The sequence below is a fragment of the Aurantiacibacter gangjinensis genome (assembly GCF_001886695.1).
In the GTDB taxonomy this organism is placed as follows: Bacteria; Pseudomonadota; Alphaproteobacteria; order Sphingomonadales; family Sphingomonadaceae; genus Alteraurantiacibacter; species Alteraurantiacibacter gangjinensis.
On the sequence record NZ_CP018098.1, the window covers coordinates 90355 to 112110 of the forward strand.

A 21756-nucleotide genomic window follows, 5' to 3' on the forward strand; every position below is an offset into this window, starting at 1 on the left:
GCTGGACGCTGGGAGTTCGCCTTCCTAAGCAGGCGCGATGCGCGGCATGCTGGCCCTTTTCTGTCTGACCCTGTGCCTGTCCTGCGCGCCGGAAACGGAGCGCGGGCCTGTGATACTCGCCGCCGCCAGTATGCAGGAAGCCTTGGGTGACATCGCTGTCGATTGGCAGGGCGATGACAATGCTATGCCATCCCTGTCCTACGCCGGCAGCGCGACCGTTGCCCGCCAGGTCGCCGATGGCGCTCCGGCCGATCTTGTCATTACGGCGGATCGCCGCTGGATGGATTGGCTGGCCGAGCAAGGCGCGCTGAGAGGGGAGCCGGTGGCGATCGCGGGCAACCGCTTGGTCATTATTGCACCCTCAGGCGACGCGAGCGAGGTGGACCTTGAGAGCTTGGCCGCCGCGCCGGACACTTTCCGAGTGGCAATGGGCGATCCCGACACGGTTCCCGCAGGCATCTTCGCGCGCGAGGCATTGCAAGGGCTTGGCCTGTGGGACTCCCTTCAAGGCCACATCGTTCCCACCGAGAATGTCCGCCTCGCGTTGGCCTTGGTAGAGCGTGGAGAAGCGGCACGGGGCATCGTCTATGCCAGCGATGCCACGGCATCGCGCGGTGTGCGCGTCGTGCGGGAGATCGACCCGTCGCTCCACGCGCCGATTATCTATTTCGCCGCTCTGACAAACGCTTCCGATCATGCGGACGCGGCTGATTTGCTAGCCTATCTGTCCAGCACCAACGCGCGCCGCCATTTCACGGCGCGCGGTTTTGCATCGCTCTGATCCGTGCCCATGCTGACGAATGCAGAATGGTCGATCATCGCGCTTTCGCTGAAAGTCAGCCTGGTCGCCATGCTGGTCACGCTCCCGATAGCTTATGCGCTTGCCTGGCTCATAGCCCGCCGCCGCTTTCCAGGGCGCATGCTGCTCGATGCGCTGGTCCACCTCCCGCTGGTCCTGCCACCTGTAGTGACGGGTTGGCTGCTGCTCATCGTGTTGGGGCGCGGCGGCGTCATCGGAAACTGGCTTTATGAGAGCTTCGGCATCACGCTCGTTTTCAACTGGACAGGCGCGGCCATCGCTGCCGGAGTGATGGCACTGCCGCTCATGGTGCGCGCCATGCGGCTCTCGATAGAGGCAGTGGATCGCAGGCTTGTCGGCGCGGCCAGAACTCTCGGCGCATCGCCATGGAAGGCCTTTCTCACGATTACGCTGCCGCTCAGCCTTCCCGGCATCGCAGCAGGCGCCATGCTGGGCTTTGCGCGCTCGCTCGGCGAGTTCGGCGCGACCATCACTTTCGCTTCGAACATTGCAGGCGAGACCCGCACGCTGCCGCTTGCGATCTACACAGGCTTGCAAGTCCCCGGCGGGGAGGCGGGCGTCGCGCGGCTGGCAATCATCGCCATCGTGCTGTCGCTCGGCGCGCTCCTCGCATCGGAATGGCTGGTGCGCCGATCGCAAGGCAGGCAAGCCCATGTCCTTTGACATCGACATCACGATCCAGCCCGGTGAGCGGCCGATGGCTGTCCGGATCGTATCGGATGCGAGGCTCACGGCCCTCGTCGGCCCCTCTGGCGTCGGCAAGACGAGCGCGCTCAACGCCATAGCCGGCTTGGCGAAACCCCTTCAGGGTCACGTGAATGTCGCTGGTCAGAGGATGTTCGACGAAGCGCGCGGTATCGACCTGCCACCGGAGAAACGACGCGCCGGATACGTTTTTCAGGACACACGCCTGTTCCCGCACCGGACGGTCGCAGCAAACCTCGCCTTTGCCGGAAAGTTTTCCGACCGGACACAGGCTCCGATCGATCACGATGAGACGGTGCGCCTGCTCGAAATCGGCCATTTGCTTAACCGCTACCCCGCCAATCTCTCGGGCGGCGAAGCGCGCCGGGTCGCCATCGGCAGGGCCTTGTTATCAGCCCCGCGCTTCCTGCTTCTCGACGAACCCGCCGCCTCGCTCGACCCCGCGCGCGCCGAAGCCTTGCTGGCGCTGATAGAGCGGCTGCGAGACACGATCGACCTGCCGATCATGCTCGTCAGCCACTCCGCCGCCGAAGTCGAGCGACTGGCAGGCGCGGTGGTCGAAATGGGAAGCTGACGGCCGGTGCGGAGAGAAGTGGTGCCGCTTAGGTGACTCGAACACCTGACCCCATCATTACGAATGATGTGCTCTACCAACTGAGCTAAAGCGGCACAGTCCCACTAAAGGGATATGGAGGCCCGAGCCGGAATCGAACCGGCGTGCAAGGATTTGCAGTCCTCTGCGTAACCACTCCGCCATCGGGCCGGAGGGCGCGGCAATTAGCGGGTGACGGGCCCATGTGCAACGGTCTTTTCGCAAACTTGCCGATGCAGCGTGAACGACGGTCGTCCGTAACCCGGAATTAGGGATTTTGCGCGCAAAAGGCGGGCCATGGAAAGCGGCACGACAAACGAGGTGCGGGTGAAGGTGCGCGCCAAGACCGGTGGGTCGATAGACCTAGAGGTGCTCGACATATCGGCGGGCGGCTGCATGGTCGATTTCCATGGCTCTGCGGCCCGTCCGGGCGAGCGTGTGCTCGCAACCCTGCCGGGCCTTTCCGCGCTGCCTGGCGAACTGGTGTGGGCCGAAGACGGCAGGGCCGGTATCGCATTCGAGACGCCGCTGCACGAGACGGTTCTGGACCGATTGGCGCAATTGCTGGCGCGCTGAGCCGGGATCGCAATTCGCTGACTGGCACGCGAGCTAATCGCTTCGGGCATCTTCGTTGATTGCATCCCAAGCGATCTGGCGCAGATATGCGTCGAGTTCGTCACCCTGCGCATCGCGCTCGGACAGCATGAACGGGCGTTCGACAGCGAGTGCATAACCGCCTTGTGGCGATGTTCGCACCAATGAAGCACATCCCTCCAGCGCCAGTTTCGAACGCAATCGCGAAACATGGACTTCAACGCTATTCGTTTCGGGATCGTGATTGAGCCGCCATACATCGCGCAGCAGGTCGCGCCGCGTTACGCGCTCGCCCGGCTGGTCCGCCAGACGCCAGAGTAGCCCGAATTCGCGCGGATGCAGGCCGAGCCAGCGTCGGCCCCGGCGGGCGTCGCGGTGAAACAGGTCGAGCGTCAACGCACCGACATCGCGCCAGCGCGGCAACCTTCCGAACATGTCCGCCACACGCGCCGCGCGGGCGCGCAATTCGGCTAGGCCGGTCGACGCGGGCAAGGCCTCGGCACAACCGAGCGAGAGAAGGTGCGCACGCTCTGCCGGTTCCTCGACACCCAGCATCAGCAGCCGCCATGCCGGACGGTCGGCCTGTGCCATCGCCTCGCGCTGCGCTGCGGTGAGCGCCTGCGTATCGCACACCAGCACGTGGCGACATTCCGCGCGGCAGCCATCGCGTCCGCCGCAAAGCTCCCAGCCGGCCTGTCGCAAATCCCAATGCGCAGGTGGCGCATCGCCAGCGGCTATCCAGCCAAAATAATCCACCTCTCGCTCCCATCGATCGCAGAGCGAGGCAGCGCAGCACCTTCGATGACATTCTGCAATTGCGTAATCGACCCCATGAGCGCGGCGGTTCCGATCTTGGCCGATGGGGCTAGCGCAAGCCCTAGCTATCGAGCCCCATGTCCTGGAAGTAGCGCTTCACATTGCGAGCAGCCTGGCGCAGCCGCTGTTCGTTTTCCACCATGGCGATGCGGACGAAGCCCTCGCCGTCCTCCCCATAGCCGACGCCCGGCGCGACTGCGACTTCCGCTTTGGTCAGGAGCTGTTTGGAAAATTCGAGGCTGCCCATCTCTTTCAGCGCAGGCGGCAGCGGTGCCCATGCGAACATGCTGGCAGGCGGGGGAGGGATATCCCATCCGGCGCGGCCGAATGCCTCCACCATCACATCGCGTCGCTTGTGATACATGGCGCGGTTCTGCTCGACATAGTCCTGCGGGCCGTTCAGCGCTGCACAGGCGGCGGCCTGGATGGGCGTGAAGGCGCCGTAATCGATATAGCTTTTCACGCGCGTCATCGCCGCGATCAGCGTGCGGTTACCGACGGCGAATCCCATGCGCCAGCCAGCCATGCCGAATGTCTTGGAGAGGCTGGTGAATTCCACTGCCACATCCTTCGCACCCGGCACCTGCAGGATGGAGGGCGTCGGCTTGCCGTCGTAATACAGCTCCGAATAGGCGAGATCGGAAAGGATCCAGACCTTGTGAAATTTTGCCCAGTCGACGAGCTTTTCATAGAAGCCCACATCGACCACTTCGGCCGTCGGATTGGATGGGAAATTGACCACCAGCACGGTGGGGCGCGGCACGGTGAAATTCATCGCCCGCTCCAGCTCTTCCCAATACTGGTCGTCGGGAGTGGTAGGCACCGAGCGGATAGACGCGCCTGCGATGATGAAGCCGAATGTGTGGATTGGATAACTGGGATTGGGCGCGAGGATCGTATCGCCGGGCGCTGTGATAGCGGTGGCGAGGCTGGCCAAGCCTTCTTTCGAGCCGAGCGTGACGATCACTTCGCTTTCCGGATCGAGATCGACGTCGAAGCGGCGCTTGTAATAATCGCTCTGCGCCTTGCGCAGGCCGGGAATGCCTTTCGACTGGGAATAGCCGTGCGAGCCCGGCTTGGCCGCGACCTCGCATAATTTATCGATCACGTGCTGCGGCGGCGGCTGGTCCGGATTGCCCATGCCGAGATCGATAATGTCGCGCCCTTCCGCTCGCGCCGCCGCGCGCATCGCATTGACCTCGGCGATGACATAGGGCGGCAGGCGCTTGATGCGGTAGAAATCGCTATCCATTGTTTCCTTCTCTTGCGCTGTAACGCGCTTCGGCGAAACGCTATGTCGCAATCGCACAATCCGCGCAACGCGGTGTTTGGCCCTGGCGCAAACCATTCGCCAAATGGCGGCCTCTCAATCGTCATATTTTCGGCTATAGGAACGGTCCATGAGCAAGAGCACGACCAGCGACAGCGATCCCGCCGATATCTTCACTGAAATGCTGCGCATCCAGGGCGAGGCCGCCCGCCAGATGATGCAGACATTCGCGCCGCAAGCGTCCGATGCAGTGCCGGACAAGAGCGCCATCGATGCGATGGGCAGCGCCATGCTGGAATTTCAGGAAACGTGGCTGCAATTCTGCATGCCGCCGGAACAGCGAAGCGCACCCCTGCTGACCGATCCGGCAAGCTGGATGCAGGCGATGCAGAAATGGTCTGCCGCCAATCCGCTGCTCGATGCCAAGTCGCAGCAGAAGCTGTGGGCCGACGGCATGGCGCTGTGGCAGAACGTACTTTCACAATATGGCGAAGGTGACAGCGAGGGCGATGCTGCTGCGCTTCCTTTCAAGGATCGCCGGTTTGCCGATCCGGCATGGCGCGGACAGCCGGTTTATGCGCTGATCCACCAGACCTATCTGCTGATTGCGGAGCGGCTTTCAAAAAGCGTGGACGAGGCAAAGGGCCTTTCCGAAGAGGTCCGGCAGAACCTGCGCTTTGCCACGCAGGGCGTGCTCGATGCGATGAGCCCGGCCAATTTCCCGCTGATGAATCCGGTTGTGCTGGAGCGCACGATGGCAACGGGCGGCGAGAACCTCGTGAAAGGGCTTGAGCGGCTTTCAGGCGACCTCGAAAAGGGGCAGCTGACCCATACGGATACCAGCAAATTTACGCTGGGCGAGAACATCGCCACGACGCCGGGTAAGGTCATCCACGAGACAGAGCTGTTCCAGCTGATCCAGTATTCGCCGACCACGCCGGAGGTGATGACGACCCCGCTGCTGATCTTCCCGCCATGGATCAACCGTTTCTATATTCTCGATCTGAACGCGAAGAAGAGCTTCGTGCGCTGGGCGGTGGAGCAAGGCATCACGGTATGTCTCGTCAGCTGGAAGAGCGCCGATGACAGTCTCGCCCATATCGAATGGGACGACTACATCCGCGCGCAGATCGAGGCGATCGACACGGTGCGCGAGCGGCTGAAAGTGCCGAGCGTCCATACGATCGGTTACTGTGTGGCGGGCACGACGCTCGCGGCCACGCTGGCCGTGCTGGCGCGGCGCGGCGATGCGGACAGGGTGAAAAGCGCGACCTTTTTCACCGCGCAGGTCGATTTCGAGCATGCCGGCGACCTCAAGCTGTTCGTCGATGATGGGAAGCTGGAATTCATCCGGCAGGCGAGCAAGGGCGGCTATCTGGATGGACGCTATCTGGCGGCAACCTTTAATATGCTGCGCGGATCGGACCTGATCTGGAATTACGTGGTGAACCACTATCTGCTCGGCGAGGAGTATCCGGCCTTCGACCTGCTTTACTGGAATGGTGATGTCACCAATTTGCCGGCCAAATGGCACGCCAGCTATCTGCGCGACCTTTATAAAGAAAACCTGCTCGTCCAGCCCGATGCGCTGAGCGCCGATGGCACGCCGATCGACCTGACAAAGGTCGAGACCCCCACTTACATCCAGGCCGGGCGCGAGGACCATATTGCGCCGCCGCAAAGCGTCTTTAAGGCGCTGGATCACTTCTCCGGCGATAACCGCTTCGTGCTGGCCGGAAGCGGCCATATTGCGGGCGTCGTCAATCCGCCGGATGCGAAGAAATACCAGTACTGGACCAATGACGGCGATTTCGCGTCGCTCGACGAGTTCGTCGAAGGCGCGACAGAGCATGCGGGAAGCTGGTGGCCGGATTGGCTGGAATGGCTGCGCCAGCAGGACGGAACGACCGTCAAGGCAACTGGTGCACGCAAGCCCGGCGGGAAGGCGAACCCGGCGATCGAGGACGCGCCCGGACGTTACGTTACGATGCGCTGACCGAAGGGCGAATTTACGCGCTGCCTGCGACTTTTGTGCAGTGCAACATTTTTCTTGACTTCGCACCTGCACAAGACTAGATTGTGCACTGCAACAAAGGGTGGCGGATGACCTGCCCCCCAGCGAAGCAGATACGAAGCGAGGAAACATGGCCCAGGCCAAGTCCAAAACTGAAACGACCGCGAAACAGGCTCCGGCCCCGGTGAAAGAAGCTGCAAAAGCAGCTGACAAGCCCGCGCCGGTCAAGGCTGAAGCTGCCAAAAAGGCAGCTGTCAAAGAAGCCGCGGCAGTTAAAGTCAGCGCGAAGAAGGCTCCGGCAGCAAAGCCGAAGAAGCCCATCGCGAAGAAGAAGGCGCCTCTGAAGAAGGCCGCCAAACCACAGAAAACCGTTACTCAACTTAAGGAAACCATCATGGCTACCAAGACCCCCGATTACACCACCGCTATGACCGACACGATGAACGATGCAGTCAACGAAATGCAGACACGCGCTCAGGCCGCCTACGACAAGGGCACCGAAGCGATGACCGAAATGACGGATTTCGCCAAGGGCAATGTCGAAGCCGTCGTCGAGAGCGGCAAGGTCTTTGCAGAAGGCGTGCAGGGCATGGGCCAGAGCTTCGCCGATGAAGCCAAGACCGCCTACGAAACCGCAACGGCCGACCTCAAGAGCATGGCCGGTGTGAAGAGCCCGACCGAGCTGTTCCAGCTGCAGGGCCAGATCATGCGTCGCAATTTCGATGCCATGGTCGCCGCCACGTCGAAGACCACCGACGCCACCATGAAGCTGGCCAATGACGTGATGGCCCCGATTTCGGGCCGCGTGAACGTCGCCGCCGAAAAGATGTCCAAGGTCGCCTAAGGCCGAGGAACAATCGGGCCGCCGACCTCTCCTCTCCATGGCGGCCGGACAATGGGCCGGGCAGCTTCGCGCTGCCCGGCCTTTTTGCTGTCTGGCAATCTTTTAACGCTATCTTCGCGAATGACTGACCTCCCAGCTGAAAAAGTGCCCTTGCAGCTTCGATATTCGATACGATATTCGCACACTCAGCATGACGCAGACCATGACCTTCACCCCCTTTGCCTCCAGGATTGAGTTCGCCGCGGGCGATGGCGATACGGATGTGCCCGGCGACGGAGACACCGATGGCGATGGCCAGATCGGCCTCGCCACCAAGACGCGCGCCAAGCCGAAGAAGCCCAGCCAGTACCGGGTGCTGCTGCTGAACGACGATTACACGCCGATGGAATTCGTCGTGATGGTGCTCAAGCGGTTTTTCCGCATGGATCTCGAAGAAGCGACACGGGTCATGCTCCATGTCCACCAGCGCGGCGTGGGCGTATGCGGCGTATATCCCTACGAAGTGGCCGAGACCAAGGTGAACCAGGTGATGGATTTCGCCCGCGAGAACCAGCACCCCCTGCAATGCACGCTGGAAAAGGCCTGAAGCGCATTTCGCACTGCACCAATCAGCACATGACCGGGTGCGGTTTTCCCGCTAAGGCTCGCGCAGTCCGCCTTTCCGGCGCCATCGCCTAGCGTAGCACGTGTTCAACTTCATCACCGCCACCGATCGCTATATCTTCCGGCTCGTGCTCGTGCCGATGATCGGCGTATTCGTGCTGGCGGCCAGCCTGCTGCTGCTGGAAAAGATGCTGCGCCTGTTCGAGTTCGTCAGCATGGAAGGCGGCCCCATCGGCGTCGTGTTCGAGATGCTGGTAAACCTCATTCCCGAATATGCCGGCCTCGCCATCCCTTTGGGGCTGATGCTGGGCATTCTCTTCGCTTTCCGGAAGCTCGCCATGTCGAGCGAGCTCGATGTGATGCGCGCTGTCGGCTGGTCATATCTGCGCCTGTTGCGCGTGCCTTACCTCATCACGCTGGCGCTGGTGGCGCTGAACTTCGCGATTGTCGGTTTTATCCAGCCGCAGGCGCGCTTCGCGTACGAGGAAATGGAATTCGAACTGCGATCGGGCGCGCTTGGCGCGTCGATCCGCGTTGGCGAATTCAACACCATCGAAGACCGCATGGCGCTGCGTATCGAGGAAAGCGAGGATGAAGGCCGTCAGCTGATGGGCGTGTTCGCCCGTGTGGCCGACGATGACGGGCAGGTGCTGTCCATTTCGGCGCGCGAGGGGCGTTTCCTTGCCAATCGCGAGGATCGCAACACCATCGTACTGCGCCTCAGCGACGGGGTAATCGTCCACGATGTGACCGACGGCACACCGCGCGTGCTCAGCTTCAGCCAGCATGACTTGCCCATCGACTTGCCCGCGCTGGAGCAATTCCGCGACCGGGGCGAGGACGAACGCGAATATATCCTGCCCGAACTGCTGGAGATGGGCTGGAGCCCTGAGAGCACTGCGGCGGAGCGCGCGGCCAGCCAGGCCAATTTCAACTATCGTATGGTGGAAGTCGTGATGATGCTGATGCTGCCGCTGCTCGCGGTGGCGCTGGCCATTCCGCCCAAGCGATCGAGTAGCGCGCTTGGCGTGTTTCTCTCCATCGTCATCGTGGTCTCCTATCACAAGATCAACCAGTATGGTGCCGAAGTGGCCGAGATCGGGCGGATCGACCCGACGCTGGCGCTGTGGGGGCCGTTTGCCGTCCTTGCCTGCCTGATCGGCTGGATGTTCTACCAGGTCGCTTTCGTGCCGGGCGGCCAAGCCATCGGCTTTCTCGAAAGCTTCTATTCCAAGATCGCGCGGCGCCTCAAGAAGCTGCTCGGGCGAGACAAATTGCGCGGCATCGTTCCTGATGACGATCCCGACCTTATCGAGGATGAAGTGGTGGGCGAGGTGAAGATCAATGCTGTTTGATTTCTTCCCCTCGCGCGTGCTGACGATCTATCTCGCCAAGATGTTCGCCGTGCGCATCATCGCCGTGCTGGCCATGCTGGTGCTGGTGCTGATGATGCTGGACCTGCTGGGCAAGACCGGCGACATCCTCGCCGTGGAAGGCAATGGGGAGGCCGAGCTGTGGCTTTACGCCTCGCTTCGCGTGCCGCAGCTGATCGCGCGCTTCCTGCCCTATTCGGTGTTGCTGGCGACCATCATTACGCTGGCAGGGCTGAACCAGAATTCCGAAGTGATCGCGATGAAGGCGGCAGGGCTTTCGGCGCACCAGATCCTTGCGCCTTTATTGCTTATCGGCGGCGTCGTGGCGCTTATCAGCTTCGCTTTCAACGAACGCGTCGTGACCCGAGCCAATGCCACGCTAAGCGCATGGGAAGCGGTCGATTACGCTGCTGTTCCCGAAGACCCGGATGCGCGCGCGAATGTTTATTTCAGCGATGGCGGCAATGTGCTGATGGGGCGCACGCTCGACGGCATCGGCGCGGATAGCGTGCTGACCGGCGTCACCTTTTACGAGCGTGACGATGCGGGCATGATTACTCGCCAGATCACTGCCGAGCGTGCAACTTTTGCAGCGCCCGGCTGGCAGCTGGAGAATGCGGAGCGCTTCTCCGTCGCCACCGCCAACACGGAAACATTCGACACGCTGGTGGTGGCCGAAGGGGTCGAGCTTTCGCAGATCGCCCTTCGCCGCGTGAACCCGGATGCCGAAGGTGTGGCTGAATTGACGCGCAGTATCGAGGCGCTGCAAGGCGCGGGCCGTCGTACCTCCGAGCTGGAGGCGAAATGGTGGCACAAGTTCTCGGGCCCGCTTTCCGCCGTGTTGATGCCCTTGCTCGGCGCGGTGGCCGGTTTCGGCCTCGCGCGCTCGGGCAACCTGTTCATCCGCGCGGTGATCGGCATGGCGCTGGGTTTTGCCTATTTCGTGGTCGACAATGCCGCACTCGCGATGGGCAGTTTCGGCGGCTACCCGCCGCTGATCGCCGCTTGGGCGCCGTTCTTCCTGTTCCTGTTCATCGGTGAAACCGTTCTGGTCCGCACCGAGGAGTGAGCCGACGCCAAGGCTTGGCGCGGAACCAGCGCCCCGCGGCAGCGGTTTACGACAGGAACCACGATCAGGAGGCCCATAGCATGATCAAATCTACACCCCTCGCGCTGGCCGCTGCGCCGTTGCTTGCCCTTTCAGCCTGCGCCGAAGAGCCCGCTCCGGAAGACACGGCCGAGGCGCAGCAAGTGGATGTCGATGTGCCCGAGGTCGAGACCACACCAGTACCGGTCGAAATGAACAACCCGGTCGATGAAAATGGCGAGCCGCTGGATGAAGATGCTGTGACCGCCGAGCCCGCCGATGAAGGAGATTATTGATGCGCCGCGTTGCAACTTTGACCGCCGTAGCGCTCGGCCTCTCCCTCGCGGCCTGCTATCCGGATCGTTCGCCGGAAGAGCCTGAAGAAGCGCCCGATACGGAATTCGAAGAGAGCGTCACATCTCCGCTGCCAGAGGGCGGTGACGAAGATGGCCCGGTGCCCGATAATGACAGTATCGAAGGCGGCGCTGACGAGGCCACCGATGAGGCATTCAGCGGCGAGAACATGGTGCCCGAAGACGTCGCGGAATAACCCGCGAAGTTGCATGAGAAAAAGGCTTCGGATCGCGGTCCGGAGTCTTTTCTTTTACGTCTCGCGTCGGCGCATGGTGGAACGGGCAATCTTGCCCACCAGCGGGATCATGCCCTTGTGGCTGCTTTCATCAAATGTCGACCCGTCGCCCAGATGGGCGCGAATGCGCTTATGCGCCTCGCCCAGCGAGTGATACGGCATGGACGGTATCAGGTGATGCAGCGCATGATAGCGCAGGCCCACCGGCGCCCATAGCGCGGCGAGCGGCGAGGGCGGCGGCACATTCACGCTGTCGAGATACTGCGCTGTCACCGTCATCGCCTCGCCATCGTTCTCCCACAAATGCGCGACCAGCGTGCGCAACTGGTTGAACACCGCGACAGCCGAGGTGATGGCCATGGCGATCAGCAGCGGACGCCAAGCCTGGAAGCCGACAACCAGAACGATCAGGGTGACTGCCCATACGCTGGCGAAGACTTCCTGCCAGAAGAAGCGCCTCTTCTGGTTGCCTTCGCTCGGGCGGCGGCGGAAGGCCGGATTGATGGCAAGCGCGCTGCCGCGCTCCCACGCTGCCTTGCGGATGCCGGGAAAGAGTGCGCCAAGCGGCGTGAGGATACCGAACCGGATCAGCAGACCGACCGGCGCAAGTGCAGCCACTAGCACAAAGATTGGCAGGCTCCACGGCTTCATCAGGGCCAGCGGCATGTATTCCGGATCTTCCAACGTCCCATATTTGGTGCGCGCATGGTGCAACGTATGCACGCCTTCATACATGAAACTGGGCGTCAGCATGGGAATGCCTACAATCGCGTTCCAGGCGGTGCGAAAGCCGGGCAACGCGTCGCGGTGGAGGTGGCTGATCTCGTGGATGAACAGCAGCGCGCGGTACAGTGTCAGCACGGAAACCACGCCCAGCGCCAGTGCCAGCCAGCCATTCTCGACCAGGATCGCACCCGCCATCGCGGCGTAGCCGACAAGAGCGCTGCCGATCATATCCGGCCAGTAGATTTCGGGGCGGGCCTTGTTAATGTCGCGCGTCAGCTCTGCCGCGGCGCGCAGCATGGCCTTGTCGTCCGGAATCTGGGCGTGGATGCGGCGGCGCTCCGGCTTTCCGGTGCTTGCCGTATCGCTATTGATCTTCTGGGCCGTGTCCATGGCGGGCTCTATAATGCAAATCGGGGGTTATGGCGATGCGCCCCTTCAGCCGTACTCTGGCAAGGGCTACGCGCGCTTGACTTGGCCTTTAAGCCTATCGAGAGCGAACCCAGCATGAATGAAAGGCGGATCGCGTGAGCCAGCAGATAGAGATCGCCCCAGTTTCGGGCAAGGCGGACCTGAATGCATTTATCGATTGCGCTTATCGACTGAACGCGAATGACCCCAACTGGGTGCCACCCTTGCGATCCGAAGTGGAGGAGCTGCTGACGCCCGGAAAGAACCCGTTTTTCGAGCATGCGCGCGTGCAGTTCTTTCTTGCGCGGCGCAGCGGCGAGGTGGTGGGGCGGATTTCCGCGCATATCGACGAGCTGGCGCTGAAACAGCCGCCCGAGCAGGGCATGGGCCCGGGAACGGGCAATTGGGGCCTGTTCGAGGCCGAAGACGAGCATGTCGCCGCCGCGCTGATCGCCCGCGCAGAAGACTGGCTGCGCGCCGAAGGCATGACCCGCGTGCTCGCCCCGCTCAGCATGTCGATCTGGGAGGAGCCAGGTCTGCTGGTGAAGGGCCACGATCACCCGCCCATGATCATGATGGGGCACGACAAGGCTGAATATGAAGGCTGGATCGAGGCGCAGGATTACGATGTCGCCAAGCGGCTCTATACCTACGATCTCGAAGTGGACGACGGATTCCCCGCCATCGTCGATCGCATCGTCAAATCGGGCGAGCGTAGTTCGCGGATCACTGTGCGCACGGTCGACAAGAGCCGCTTCGACGAAGAGGCGACGATCTGCTTCAACATCCTCAACGATGCGTGGTCGGGCAATTGGGGTTTCGTGCCGCTGACCGATGCGGAAAAGGCGCACGGCATCAAGAAGCTCAAGCCGCTAATTATCGAAGGCGCGAACATGATCGCCGAGGTCGATGGAGAGCCCGCAGCATTCATGCTCGCCTGGCCGGACATCAACCCGCAACTGCAAAAGTATGGCGGTCGCCTGCTGCCCTTCAATTGGGCGAAGCTGCTTTGGTGGCTGCGCCGTCCCACTGGCGCGGATTTTCGCGTGCCGCTGATGGGCGTGCTGCTGAAATACCAGAACACGCGGCTTGCCAGCCAGTTGGCCTTCATGATGATCGAATATATCCGCCGCCACACGGTCGGTAAGCACAACACAAAGCGGGCCGAGGTCGGCTGGGTGCTGGAGGACAACAAAGGCATGGTCGCCATCGCCGATGCCATCGAGTCCTCGGTCAATCGCGAATACCGGATTTACGAAAAACAGCTTTGATTCAGCTAGGCATTCCTACGGGAACCGGCACGGCATCGCTGCCGTTGGTGGCATGGATACCGTGTCGGCATCCGATGGGAGTCGCATGAGCAAAGCCAAAATGCAGGACCGGGCAAAGAAACCCGTCAATCTCGGCCGCGTCCTGCTGGTCGAGGACGACGCCGTGCTGGCGCTCGCCCTCGAAGATGCGCTGCTGGGCGGCGGGGCGAAAGACGTTGTCATTTGCCACACCATGAAGGCAACCGTGGCAGAGCTGGACAAGCCGGGCCGGTTCGATGCGGTGATCCTCGATGTGCACCTTGCCGATCGCGACGATGGCTGGGCGCTGGCAGAACTTATCACACTGCTCGGCCCGAAACGCCCGCGCATCGCGTTTTCGACCGGATCGCCCGAGGACATCCCTGCCGACATCGCGCATATGGGCCCGGTCTTCGAAAAGCCCTACGATCCCGAGCAGCTCGTCGACGTGCTTTCCAAGGGCGCGAAAAAAGGGCTGATCGCGCGCTTGCTGCGCTAATTTCCTGACAATCCGGATATCCCGCTCGCGTATTGCGGCCACCATCGGGCTGCGCGGCGTTCTGCGATACCGGTCATGGCGACAGACGAAAAAAAAGGCCTCCACTCAGATTTCTGAGTGAAGGCCTTTCGGGATCGTATCACCGGCCGCTTGGACGGGAGGGGGGGTCTCGGCGGGTGACAATAGAGAAATGTCCGGCCGGAAAAGCGGTTCCCAAGGCCATCACTTTTTTTGCATTTTTTTCGCAGGGCCCTGTTTTGCGCACCGAAACTGGCGACATCGGCCATCCGATCATGCCTGCAAATCGGGCCTCGTGAGAACTATTTCGCCGCCCTCGCACTAGGCTGGAACCCATATGCCATGCGCGCGTTCACAAGTATCGAATTCAACGGGAAGGACATTTATGTCTATTGGGGCCGAAGTCGCCGCACATCTACCATTTCTCCGCCGTTATGCCCGCGCCCTCACCGGGTCGCAGTCCACCGGCGATGCCTTTGTCCAAGCCACGCTGGAAGCCGCACTTGCGGATGACGAAGTGGCCGAAAGCCTGCGCGGAGGCCGTGTGCCTTTGTACAAGGCGTTCAACAAGGTCTGGTCCAGCGCCTATATGGAAGTGGACGAGGAGCAGAACGAAGCCGGTACTCACGAGGCCGCCGCACAGGACCAGCTGAAGCGCATTACGCCCGTGAACCGGCAGGCCCTGCTTCTCACCACCGTGGAAGATTTCACTACCGCCGAAGCTGCCAGCATCATGGAAATGGATGAGGGCGACGTCGACGGGTTGGTGCGCGAGGCGATTGCCGAAATCGAGCGCGAGACGACGACCAGCGTTCTCATTATCGAAGACGAGCCGCTGATTTCCATGCAGCTGGAAGATCTTGTGCGCTCGCTGGGCCACGAGATTTGCGGCACGGCAGCGACGCGCACGCAGGCGCAGGAAGTGGTCGCCGACAAGACGCCCGGCCTCGTGCTGGCCGATATCCAGCTGGCAGACGGGTCTTCGGGCCTTGACGCGGTGGACGATATCCTCGCCATCACTAGCGTGCCGGTGATCTTCATCACCGCTTATCCCGAACGGCTGCTGACCGGCGACCGTCCGGAGCCGACTTACCTGATTACTAAGCCTTTTCAGGAAGACACGGTGCGCGCGGCGATTAGCCAGGCCCTGTTCTTCGGATCGAGCCGCCCGCTCGACTAAGCGGCGCGACAATCGCCAGAATTCAGGACGCCCCGGACTGCTCGCCAGTTCCGGGGCGTTTCCATAGCACCCACCAGGCGATGGCGGCAGCGGCGAGGCCGCCCGAAACATTGGCGACAAGCTCGGCCCAATACACCGCCTCGGTCCCCAGCGCACCGCGCAGCAGCCAGGCAAATGGCACCATCACCAGCAGTACGCGGGTAAGCGACAAAGCGAGCGCATTGCCCGCGCGATCGATGGCGTTGAGCGCGCCGTTGACCACGATCAGCACGCCGAACCCGGCATAGCCCCAGACCGAAATGGCGAGATAGGACACAGCGGCTTCGGTGACGTCCGCTTCTTCGCTGAAGATCTGGGCAAACCATTCGCGCGCCATAAAAATGACGATGGCCGCCGCAAGCCCGTAGCCGATGCAGAACAGCCCGGCCTGCACCAACGCGTTTCGCGCCCGGTCATATTGCGATGCACCCCAATTCTGCCCGACGATGGCGCCGATGGAACCGGACAGCGCCAATAGCGGCACCACGGCGAAACTCTGCAAGCGCCCGCCAACGCCGAAGCCGGCGACCGCTGCAGCCCCCTCGGCGGCAAGGAAGGATGTCAGCACGGCGAGGCCTGCCGGGTTGATCGAATTGGTGAACGCCGCCGGGCCGGCGACGCGGGTGATCGCACCCATCTGCGTGCGCACATCGCACTGGGTCATGGCGGACGGGCGGAACGGCAGGTCGTACCGGCCGAGCAGCAGGAAAGCGGCGACGATGGCGATCAGCCAGCCGCCGATGGTGGCATAGGCGGCCCCTGCAATGCCGAAGCCTTCGATGCCGAACATGCCAGTAATCAGAAGCGGATCGAGAACCCAGTTCGCCGCCGAATAGACCAGCAGCACGGCAGTGTTCGCCTTGGCTGCGCCTTGGCCGCGCAACACGCCGTTCATGCCCATCATCGTCATCATTAGCGGGAAGCCGAGCGCATAGGGCGCCATATATTCATCGATCAGCGGCAGGATATCGGCATCGGCCTGCATCAGCTCGAAAAGCGGCTGGCGCAGCAGATAAAGCAAAAGCCCAGTGGCAAGACCTGCGACGAGCCCCAGCGCCATGCCGAGATTGGCGCGGGAGAGCGCACTGTCGTCATTCCCTTCGCCCAGCGCGCGGCTGACGACTGAATTGACGCCCACCATCACGCCGACACCAAGGCTTTGCAGCGCGGTGATAACGGGGAAGATGAAGCTGATGGCGGCAAGTTCGCTGGGGCCGAGCTGACCGACGAAATAGGCATCGATAATGCCGACCGACATGATCGCGGCGACGCCGACCACGGCGGGGGTGGTCTGCTTGACCAGATGGCCGGGGATGGAGCCCTTGACCAGCTTGGCCCGGCTGCCGGTCCCCTCGTCCTGCGCGTCTTCGTGCGTTTCTGGCATGCTGTCCCGTCTGGCGTCTCGACCGCCTGCGGCGGGGCACCACCCCTAGCGGGCAGCCGCGCAATAGCAAGCGGGGCGGGCGGGGAAGATGCGGGGCTCGCCGCTCGACATTCGCCATCGCCTGCCGCACAAAGCGCTGGAAACCCGCCGACCCCGATGGAACCCGCCGCATGCCCGCAATGACCGTGAACGACAGGCCGCTGGAGTTCGAGATGGACCCGGAGACGCCGCTGCTTTTCGCGCTACGCGATGCGGCAAACCTCACGGGCACCAAATATGGCTGCGGCGTGGGCGATTGCGGGGCCTGCATGGTGCTGGTCGATGGCGAGGCGCTGCGCAGCTGCCTTGTCACCATCGCAGAGGCAGAAGGCCGCTTTATCACCACGATCGAGGGGCTGAGCCGCGACCGGTCTCACCCGGTGCAGCAGGCGCTGGTGGCGGAGCAGGCGATCCAGTGCGGCTTCTGCACGCCAGGCATCGCCATCGCCGCTGCCGCGCTGATCCAGCGCAATCCCGATCCCAGCGAGCAGGATGTGCGCGATGCCATCCCGAACCTGTGCCGCTGCGGGGTCTATCCGCGACTGGTGCAAGCGGTGCAGCGCGCAGGGCGCGTCGCGCGCCGCCGCGAAACGATTAGCGCCGCGCCCGCCCCGGGGATCGAGGCTGAGGACGCGGCGCGTGCCGTCCCGGGGATGCGTGGGGGCACATCCGATGGGGACGGACTGGGTTCCTAGAAGCGCAGGCGCGCTCCGAAACGGACATTCAGCGGTTCGCCCGGCTGCAGATTGTTGTCGCCATGCGCGCTGGGGAAGTAGTCCGCATCGAAAAGGTTTTCGACATTGGCCTGCAGGGCGATCGTGTCCGTGAGGTCGAAGAACACCGCCGCATCGACGCGCAGATAATCGGGCAGCACCACATCGTTGGAGAAGCTGGCGAATTGCTCATCCTGCCAGATGGCGCCGAGGCCGAAGCCCAGCCGATCGGTCGCCTGCAAGCGCGTCCATGCGCTGACCTGGTGCTCGGCCAACTGCTGCAAGGTGAGGCCTGCCGCGCCGAATGTGCTGGTCTCGGTGATTTCGCCGTCGAGATAGGTGTAGCCGAAATTGATGCTCCAGGCGTCGGTGATGTTCCCGGCAACGCTGGCTTCGAAACCGCGCACGCGGCTTTCGCCCACCAGCGCCGTGACGGTCGGGTCGGCCGGATCGGGGCCGCGCGTATTGGTCCGCTCCACCTGGAAGATGGCAGCCGTCAGCAGCAATTCCGCTGTAGGCGCGTATTTCACGCCGACTTCGTAATTTGTGAACTTCTCCGGCTCGAACGCCTCGCTGCTGGGCGGCAGAAGGAAGAACTGGTCGCCTGCCTGCGGCAGGAAGCTTTCGGCATAGCTCGCATAGAGCGAGAGCATGTCGGAAGGCTGGTAGACGATACCGAAGCGCGGGGAGAACACCTCGTCCACCCGGTCGCCGCTGGTGCTGGTCAGCCGCTCTTCGGTCTGAAGGTCGAAGCGGTCAAACCGCAGGCCGGCAATCAGCTCGAGATTTTCGCCGATGGCGATCTGGTCCTGGATATAAGCGCTGAAGACTTCCAGCTCCGAGTGGCGATCGCGCACCGGCGCGCCGAGCGAGATGGCGGGGAAGGTAAACGTCTGGGCCAGAGGCAGTGTCACACGGCTGTTGAGGCCGCCGGCCCCGTCGTCGAAGAATGCGTTGGCGCGGCCGTTGAAGCTGTCCTGCCAGCTGCCTTCTACGCCCAGCATCAGCGTATGGCCGATGCTACCGGTGGAGAAATTGGCGACAAGGTTGGCCTGCGCGATGAAGTTCTCGCGCGTCTGCTCGTCGCGGTAGCCCGAGAACTCGACATCGGTGCCGCCATTGCGAAGGCCGCGCGGCAAGATGTTCTGGTAGCCCTTGTCGTAATCGGCATATTGCAGCGTGACATTGGCCGACAGCGCCTCGGAGAAATCATGCTCCAGCCGGGTGCGGGCGATGTGAACATGCACTTCGGTGTCGTTGAAATCGCCTGCGCCGAACAGCGTATCCTGGAAGCCGCGCAGCGGACCGTCGCCATCGGCAGGATTGCCGCGATCCACCAGCCGCTCGTCATTGTCGTAGCTGTAGAATGCGAAGAGACGCGTATCCGGGCCCAGTTCTGCGGTCAGCGTCGGTGCGATGCCGAAGAAATGCCCGTCATAGAAATCGCGATTGTTGTCGAACTGCTCGTAGGTCGTATCCACGCGGAAGGCGACGGAGTCGCTGACAGGCGCGTTGATGCCGCCCACAATCGCCCATGCGCCGAACGTGTCGACGCTGCTATCGAGTTCGCCGGAAAAGCCGTTGAGGCTGGCGCGGTTGGCTACGCGGTTGACCACGCCGCCGCCGCCGCCGCGGCCAAAGATCAGCGCATTGGCACCTTTCAGCACCTCGATCCGCGCGACATTGTAGAGCGGGCGATAATATTGCGCATCGTCACGCAGGCCGTCGAGATAGAAGTCCGCCGTGGTTTCCTGACCGCGAATGAAGATCTCGTCGCGGTGCCCTTCGCCTGTTTCCAGGCTGATGCCGGGCACGAAGCGCAGCGCCTCACCCAGTTGGCGGATGGACTGGTCTTCCAGCTGGTCGTCCGTGATGAAAGTCACCGTCTGCGGCACATCGATGATCGGCGTTTCGGTCTTCATGCCGGTGGAACCGTCATCCTCGCCATAGCCCTGCGCCGTACCGGTGACGACGATATTGCCCGGCAGGTAATCGCGGTCGCCATCGGGATCGGTCAGGTCCGCACCCTCGGTATTGTCCGTCGAATCGACAGTGTCGGCAAGTGCCGGAAGGGGGGCCAAGGCGGTCGCGCCTGCAAGAAGGGCGGCACGGAAGAAGACGGTACGAATGATGAATTCCCTCACGAGTCGTTATTGCAAGTCATTTGCAAGAACGCCTTTATTGCGAGTGATTATCAATGACAACAGCAAATATGCCATTGAGGCAAAAAACCTCGCCCGCTAGTGCGCCGAAGCGACACAGGACACCAGTTTCAGGAGTACGGACCCATGAAAGCCACGATCTGGCACAACCCGAAATGCGGGACATCGCGCAAGACGCTGGCGATCCTGGAAAACCTCTCCTCGGTCGATGTGACTGTCGTGGAATATCTCAAAGAGCCGCCCGCGCGCGACAAGCTGGTGCAGCTCTTCGCGGATGCGGGCATGACGCCTGCCGAGGGCCTGCGCCTGCGCGGCACCGATGCAGAAGAGCGCGGCCTGCCCGACGCCGATGACGACAGCGTTCTGGATGCGATGGTCGCCGACCCCATCCTCATCAACCGCCCGATCGTGGAAACGGAGAAAGGCGTGCGCCTATGCCGCCCGCAAGACAGGGTACTGGACATTCTCTAAGCTTGCTGGGACAGTATGGGCCTGATCGTAAGGGTGGCTATTCATGAGCAGTAACGAGCTGGCGCAGAAGCGCCGCATCGGCCTACGCCAGCGCGTGATGCGGGCAGTCGGCCCGGCAGGCGTGTTCTTCAAGGGCTTCCTGCGAGAGCCGCGCATGGTCGGCTCCGTCATTCCGTCCTCGCGCAGCACGATTGACGCCATGCTGGAGCCCGTCGATTGGGCAAACTGCAAGCTGTTCGTGGAGTACGGCCCCGGCGTCGGCACCTTCTGCCAGAGCGTGCTCGACAGGTTGCCGCGTGACGGCGAGCTTCTGGTGATCGACACCAACCCGCTTTTCATCGACTATCTAAAGCGTGCCTTCACCGACAGCCGCTTCCACGCGGTGCTCGGCAGTGCCGCGGATGTGGAAGAGATCGTGCGTATGATCGGCCACGAAAAGGCGGATTACGTCCTTTCCGGCTTGCCTTTCTCCACCCTGCCCGAAGGCGTCGGCCAGTCCATCGTGGAGGCGACATCGCGCGTGGTGCGCGAGGGCGGTGCGTTCATGACCTACCAGTTCAAGGGCGTCGCCCGCGACCTGACGGCGCGCTATTTCCCGCGCGTGACCACCGACATGGCATGGTTCAACATTCCGCCATGCATTCTCGCATGGGGATGGCAGACGAGCGGCAAAAGCGACGCTGCCTAGTCGAAGGTTTCCGCGATCCGTGGTTCGGACGGACCGGCAAGCTGGCGGTGCGCCGCTGCAATCGCTGCGATCATCACGATAGTGAAAACCGCGCCAACGAGGCTGGAGAAGAAGGCGACGAGGATGGCGCCCGTTTCCGCGCCCATCAATGCGCCCAGCAATGCCATGATCATGCTGAGGATCAGCGAGATCACGATGTAAACGATCATGATCAGCAGGAAGAAGATGAACAGGCGCAGGCTATTTCCTTTGGTCAGCTTCCAGCTGCGTGCCAGCACGGTGAAGGGATTGCGCACTTTCTCCACCGCGATGACCGGTGCGGAGAGCGAGACTTTGACCGCAAGATAGATCGTGCCGATCACCATCAGCGGCACCGTTACGATAGCGGCGATGCCGCCGGTGGCAGCGGTCAGGGCCAGGAGGAGAGCGAGGACCAAGCTCAGGCCGATGGTGAAGAGCAGATAAGTAGCAATTGCCGGTAAAAGAGCCTTCGCGCCGTCGCCGATGGCCTCGCCGACGCTGGGCCGCCTGCCATCGCGCAGCAAAGCGAGAATGGCGAGATAGCCAACCATCTGGATGACGATTGCCAGCAGATAGAGCCACCACCAATCGGCATAGATTGCCTGAACCTGTTCGCCCAGCCGCTCAACATCCGCCATGGTCTGGATCGGATCCTGCGGCATCGCCGGGATCAGGAAGGCCATCAGCATGGCGGGCAGCAGGAAAAAAATACCGCCGAGCACCAGCAGCACTTCCTTGTTGGCGGACATCATGGCCACCGCCTCGTTCCATGCTGCACCGAGATCGAGTTTCATCTGCTTCGCCTTCGCGTT

The 21756-nt window shown here is 62.3% G+C and carries 23 protein-coding genes and 2 tRNA genes; 17 read left to right on the plus strand and 8 right to left on the minus strand.

The window, feature by feature from the left end; translation table 11 throughout:
• The first annotated feature begins 46 nt into the window (after window positions 1-46).
• The 3 genes from modA to BMF35_RS12630 are packed head-to-tail and all read left to right on the plus strand — an operon-like array spanning window position 47 to window position 2099.
• Window positions 47-781, plus strand: a complete 735-nt coding sequence (gene modA / locus BMF35_RS12620) for a molybdate ABC transporter substrate-binding protein (protein ID WP_162199247.1) — start codon at window positions 47-49, stop codon at window positions 779-781.
• Window positions 782-790: 9 nt separating this feature from the next.
• A complete protein-coding gene (gene modB / locus BMF35_RS12625; protein WP_047007781.1) occupies window positions 791-1483 on the plus strand; it encodes a molybdate ABC transporter permease subunit in 693 nt (230 codons plus the stop codon).
• A complete protein-coding gene (locus tag BMF35_RS12630; RefSeq protein WP_047007780.1) occupies window positions 1473-2099 on the plus strand; it encodes an ATP-binding cassette domain-containing protein in 627 nt (208 codons plus the stop codon). The genes modB and BMF35_RS12630 overlap by 11 nt, the downstream gene beginning before the upstream one ends.
• Before the next feature lie 19 nt (window positions 2100-2118).
• Here BMF35_RS12630 and BMF35_RS12635 read toward each other — a convergent pair.
• Window positions 2119-2194, minus strand: a tRNA-Thr gene (locus BMF35_RS12635).
• A 20-nt stretch (window positions 2195-2214) separates the two neighbouring features.
• A tRNA-Cys gene (locus BMF35_RS12640) sits at window positions 2215-2288 on the minus strand.
• Window positions 2289-2414: 126 nt separating this feature from the next.
• Between BMF35_RS12640 and BMF35_RS12645 the strand changes: the two genes are divergently transcribed.
• Window positions 2415-2693 carry a PilZ domain-containing protein gene (locus BMF35_RS12645; RefSeq protein WP_047007779.1) on the plus strand — a complete coding sequence of 93 codons (279 nt, stop codon included), beginning with the start codon at window positions 2415-2417 and terminating at the stop codon, window positions 2691-2693.
• 33 nt (window positions 2694-2726) lie between these two features.
• Here BMF35_RS12645 and BMF35_RS13475 read toward each other — a convergent pair whose 3' ends face one another.
• Both BMF35_RS13475 and BMF35_RS12655 read right to left on the minus strand, forming a co-directional pair.
• Window positions 2727-3467: a winged helix-turn-helix domain-containing protein gene (locus BMF35_RS13475; protein ID WP_052766145.1), complete on the minus strand. Its 741-nt coding sequence runs from the start codon at window positions 3465-3467 to the stop codon at window positions 2727-2729.
• 121 nt (window positions 3468-3588) lie between these two features.
• Complete coding sequence (locus tag BMF35_RS12655; RefSeq protein ID WP_047007778.1) at window positions 3589-4779, minus strand: LL-diaminopimelate aminotransferase; 1191 nt, start codon at window positions 4777-4779, stop codon at window positions 3589-3591.
• Between the two features lie 148 nt (window positions 4780-4927).
• Between BMF35_RS12655 and BMF35_RS12660 the strand changes: the two genes are divergently transcribed.
• The 7 genes from BMF35_RS12660 to BMF35_RS12690 all read left to right on the plus strand — a co-directional run bounded on the left by BMF35_RS12660 (window position 4928) and on the right by BMF35_RS12690 (window position 11268).
• A complete protein-coding gene (locus tag BMF35_RS12660) occupies window positions 4928-6793 on the plus strand; it encodes a PHA/PHB synthase family protein (RefSeq protein ID WP_047007777.1) in 1866 nt (621 codons plus the stop codon).
• A gap of 148 nt (window positions 6794-6941) precedes the next feature.
• On the plus strand, window positions 6942-7655 hold the full coding sequence (locus BMF35_RS12665; RefSeq protein WP_047007911.1) for a phasin family protein: 714 nt from the start codon (window positions 6942-6944) through the stop codon (window positions 7653-7655).
• A gap of 190 nt (window positions 7656-7845) precedes the next feature.
• Complete coding sequence (clpS, locus tag BMF35_RS12670) at window positions 7846-8241, plus strand: ATP-dependent Clp protease adapter ClpS (RefSeq protein WP_236781609.1); 396 nt, start codon at window positions 7846-7848, stop codon at window positions 8239-8241.
• A 100-nt stretch (window positions 8242-8341) separates the two neighbouring features.
• Window positions 8342-9613 carry an LptF/LptG family permease gene (locus BMF35_RS12675; protein WP_071961232.1) on the plus strand — a complete coding sequence of 424 codons (1272 nt, stop codon included), beginning with the start codon at window positions 8342-8344 and terminating at the stop codon, window positions 9611-9613.
• Window positions 9603-10700 (plus strand): LPS export ABC transporter permease LptG, encoded by a 1098-nt coding sequence (gene lptG, locus BMF35_RS12680; protein WP_047007776.1) that lies wholly within the window; start codon window positions 9603-9605, stop codon window positions 10698-10700. The genes BMF35_RS12675 and lptG overlap by 11 nt, the downstream gene beginning before the upstream one ends.
• A gap of 80 nt (window positions 10701-10780) precedes the next feature.
• On the plus strand, window positions 10781-11014 hold the full coding sequence (locus BMF35_RS12685; protein ID WP_047007775.1) for a hypothetical protein: 234 nt from the start codon (window positions 10781-10783) through the stop codon (window positions 11012-11014).
• On the plus strand, window positions 11014-11268 hold the full coding sequence (locus BMF35_RS12690; RefSeq protein WP_047007774.1) for a hypothetical protein: 255 nt from the start codon (window positions 11014-11016) through the stop codon (window positions 11266-11268). The genes BMF35_RS12685 and BMF35_RS12690 overlap by 1 nt, the downstream gene beginning before the upstream one ends.
• A 54-nt stretch (window positions 11269-11322) precedes the next feature.
• Here BMF35_RS12690 and BMF35_RS12695 read toward each other — a convergent pair whose 3' ends face one another.
• Complete coding sequence (locus BMF35_RS12695; protein ID WP_047007773.1) at window positions 11323-12423, minus strand: fatty acid desaturase family protein; 1101 nt, start codon at window positions 12421-12423, stop codon at window positions 11323-11325.
• 134 nt (window positions 12424-12557) lie between these two features.
• On the opposite strand from BMF35_RS12695, the gene BMF35_RS12700 reads away from it, so the two are divergent.
• The 3 genes from BMF35_RS12700 to BMF35_RS12710 all read left to right on the plus strand — a co-directional run bounded on the left by BMF35_RS12700 (window position 12558) and on the right by BMF35_RS12710 (window position 15427).
• The gene (locus tag BMF35_RS12700; protein ID WP_047007772.1) at window positions 12558-13712 is read left to right on the plus strand and encodes a GNAT family protein; all 1155 of its coding nucleotides are present in this window, start codon (window positions 12558-12560) and stop codon (window positions 13710-13712) included.
• 85 nt (window positions 13713-13797) lie between these two features.
• Window positions 13798-14229 (plus strand): response regulator, encoded by a 432-nt coding sequence (locus tag BMF35_RS12705; RefSeq protein ID WP_236781610.1) that lies wholly within the window; start codon window positions 13798-13800, stop codon window positions 14227-14229.
• Window positions 14230-14632: 403 nt separating this feature from the next.
• A complete protein-coding gene (locus tag BMF35_RS12710) occupies window positions 14633-15427 on the plus strand; it encodes a response regulator (RefSeq protein ID WP_047007771.1) in 795 nt (264 codons plus the stop codon).
• 22 nt (window positions 15428-15449) lie between these two features.
• On the opposite strand, the gene BMF35_RS12715 is transcribed toward BMF35_RS12710, so the two are convergent.
• Window positions 15450-16850 carry an MATE family efflux transporter gene (locus BMF35_RS12715; protein ID WP_047007770.1) on the minus strand — a complete coding sequence of 467 codons (1401 nt, stop codon included), beginning with the start codon at window positions 16848-16850 and terminating at the stop codon, window positions 15450-15452.
• Window positions 16851-17020: 170 nt separating this feature from the next.
• Here BMF35_RS12715 and BMF35_RS12720 point away from each other — a divergent pair, with 170 nt between their 5' ends.
• Window positions 17021-17584, plus strand: a complete 564-nt coding sequence (locus tag BMF35_RS12720; protein ID WP_047007769.1) for a (2Fe-2S)-binding protein — start codon at window positions 17021-17023, stop codon at window positions 17582-17584.
• Here BMF35_RS12720 and BMF35_RS12725 read toward each other — a convergent pair.
• The gene (locus BMF35_RS12725; protein WP_236781611.1) at window positions 17581-19746 is read right to left on the minus strand and encodes a TonB-dependent receptor; all 2166 of its coding nucleotides are present in this window, start codon (window positions 19744-19746) and stop codon (window positions 17581-17583) included. The two genes, BMF35_RS12720 and BMF35_RS12725, sit on opposite strands and share 4 nt — an antisense overlap.
• A gap of 144 nt (window positions 19747-19890) precedes the next feature.
• Between BMF35_RS12725 and arsC the strand changes: the two genes are divergently transcribed.
• Both arsC and BMF35_RS12735 read left to right on the plus strand, forming a co-directional pair.
• Entirely contained in the window at window positions 19891-20235 is a 345-nt protein-coding gene (gene arsC / locus BMF35_RS12730; protein WP_047007768.1) for an arsenate reductase (glutaredoxin), read from the plus strand.
• Window positions 20236-20278: 43 nt separating this feature from the next.
• A complete protein-coding gene (locus tag BMF35_RS12735; protein WP_047007767.1) occupies window positions 20279-20923 on the plus strand; it encodes a class I SAM-dependent methyltransferase in 645 nt (214 codons plus the stop codon).
• Here the strand turns inward: BMF35_RS12735 and BMF35_RS12740 are convergent.
• Entirely contained in the window at window positions 20920-21738 is an 819-nt protein-coding gene (locus tag BMF35_RS12740; RefSeq protein WP_047007906.1) for a hypothetical protein, read from the minus strand. The two genes, BMF35_RS12735 and BMF35_RS12740, sit on opposite strands and share 4 nt — an antisense overlap.
• Between the last annotated feature and the right edge of the window lie 18 nt (window positions 21739-21756).

Coding starts and splice junctions, on each gene's coding strand:
- modA (WP_162199247.1), top strand. CDS start 47: ATGCTGGCCCTTTTCTGTCTGACCCTGTGCCTGTCCTGCGCGCCGGAA.
- modB (WP_047007781.1), top strand. CDS start 791: ATGCTGACGAATGCAGAATGGTCGATCATCGCGCTTTCGCTGAAAGTC.
- BMF35_RS12630 (WP_047007780.1), top strand. CDS start 1,473: ATGTCCTTTGACATCGACATCACGATCCAGCCCGGTGAGCGGCCGATG.
- BMF35_RS12645 (WP_047007779.1), top strand. CDS start 2,415: ATGGAAAGCGGCACGACAAACGAGGTGCGGGTGAAGGTGCGCGCCAAG.
- BMF35_RS12655 (WP_047007778.1), bottom strand. CDS start 4,779: ATGGATAGCGATTTCTACCGCATCAAGCGCCTGCCGCCCTATGTCATC.
- BMF35_RS12660 (WP_047007777.1), top strand. CDS start 4,928: ATGAGCAAGAGCACGACCAGCGACAGCGATCCCGCCGATATCTTCACT.
- BMF35_RS12665 (WP_047007911.1), top strand. CDS start 6,942: ATGGCCCAGGCCAAGTCCAAAACTGAAACGACCGCGAAACAGGCTCCG.
- clpS (WP_236781609.1), top strand. CDS start 7,846: ATGACGCAGACCATGACCTTCACCCCCTTTGCCTCCAGGATTGAGTTC.
- lptG (WP_047007776.1), top strand. CDS start 9,603: ATGCTGTTTGATTTCTTCCCCTCGCGCGTGCTGACGATCTATCTCGCC.
- BMF35_RS12685 (WP_047007775.1), top strand. CDS start 10,781: ATGATCAAATCTACACCCCTCGCGCTGGCCGCTGCGCCGTTGCTTGCC.
- BMF35_RS12690 (WP_047007774.1), top strand. CDS start 11,014: ATGCGCCGCGTTGCAACTTTGACCGCCGTAGCGCTCGGCCTCTCCCTC.
- BMF35_RS12695 (WP_047007773.1), bottom strand. CDS start 12,423: ATGGACACGGCCCAGAAGATCAATAGCGATACGGCAAGCACCGGAAAG.
- BMF35_RS12705 (WP_236781610.1), top strand. CDS start 13,798: ATGAGCAAAGCCAAAATGCAGGACCGGGCAAAGAAACCCGTCAATCTC.
- BMF35_RS12710 (WP_047007771.1), top strand. CDS start 14,633: ATGTCTATTGGGGCCGAAGTCGCCGCACATCTACCATTTCTCCGCCGT.
- BMF35_RS12715 (WP_047007770.1), bottom strand. CDS start 16,850: ATGCCAGAAACGCACGAAGACGCGCAGGACGAGGGGACCGGCAGCCGG.
- BMF35_RS12720 (WP_047007769.1), top strand. CDS start 17,021: ATGCCCGCAATGACCGTGAACGACAGGCCGCTGGAGTTCGAGATGGAC.
- arsC (WP_047007768.1), top strand. CDS start 19,891: ATGAAAGCCACGATCTGGCACAACCCGAAATGCGGGACATCGCGCAAG.
- BMF35_RS12735 (WP_047007767.1), top strand. CDS start 20,279: ATGAGCAGTAACGAGCTGGCGCAGAAGCGCCGCATCGGCCTACGCCAG.
- BMF35_RS12740 (WP_047007906.1), bottom strand. CDS start 21,738: ATGAAACTCGATCTCGGTGCAGCATGGAACGAGGCGGTGGCCATGATG.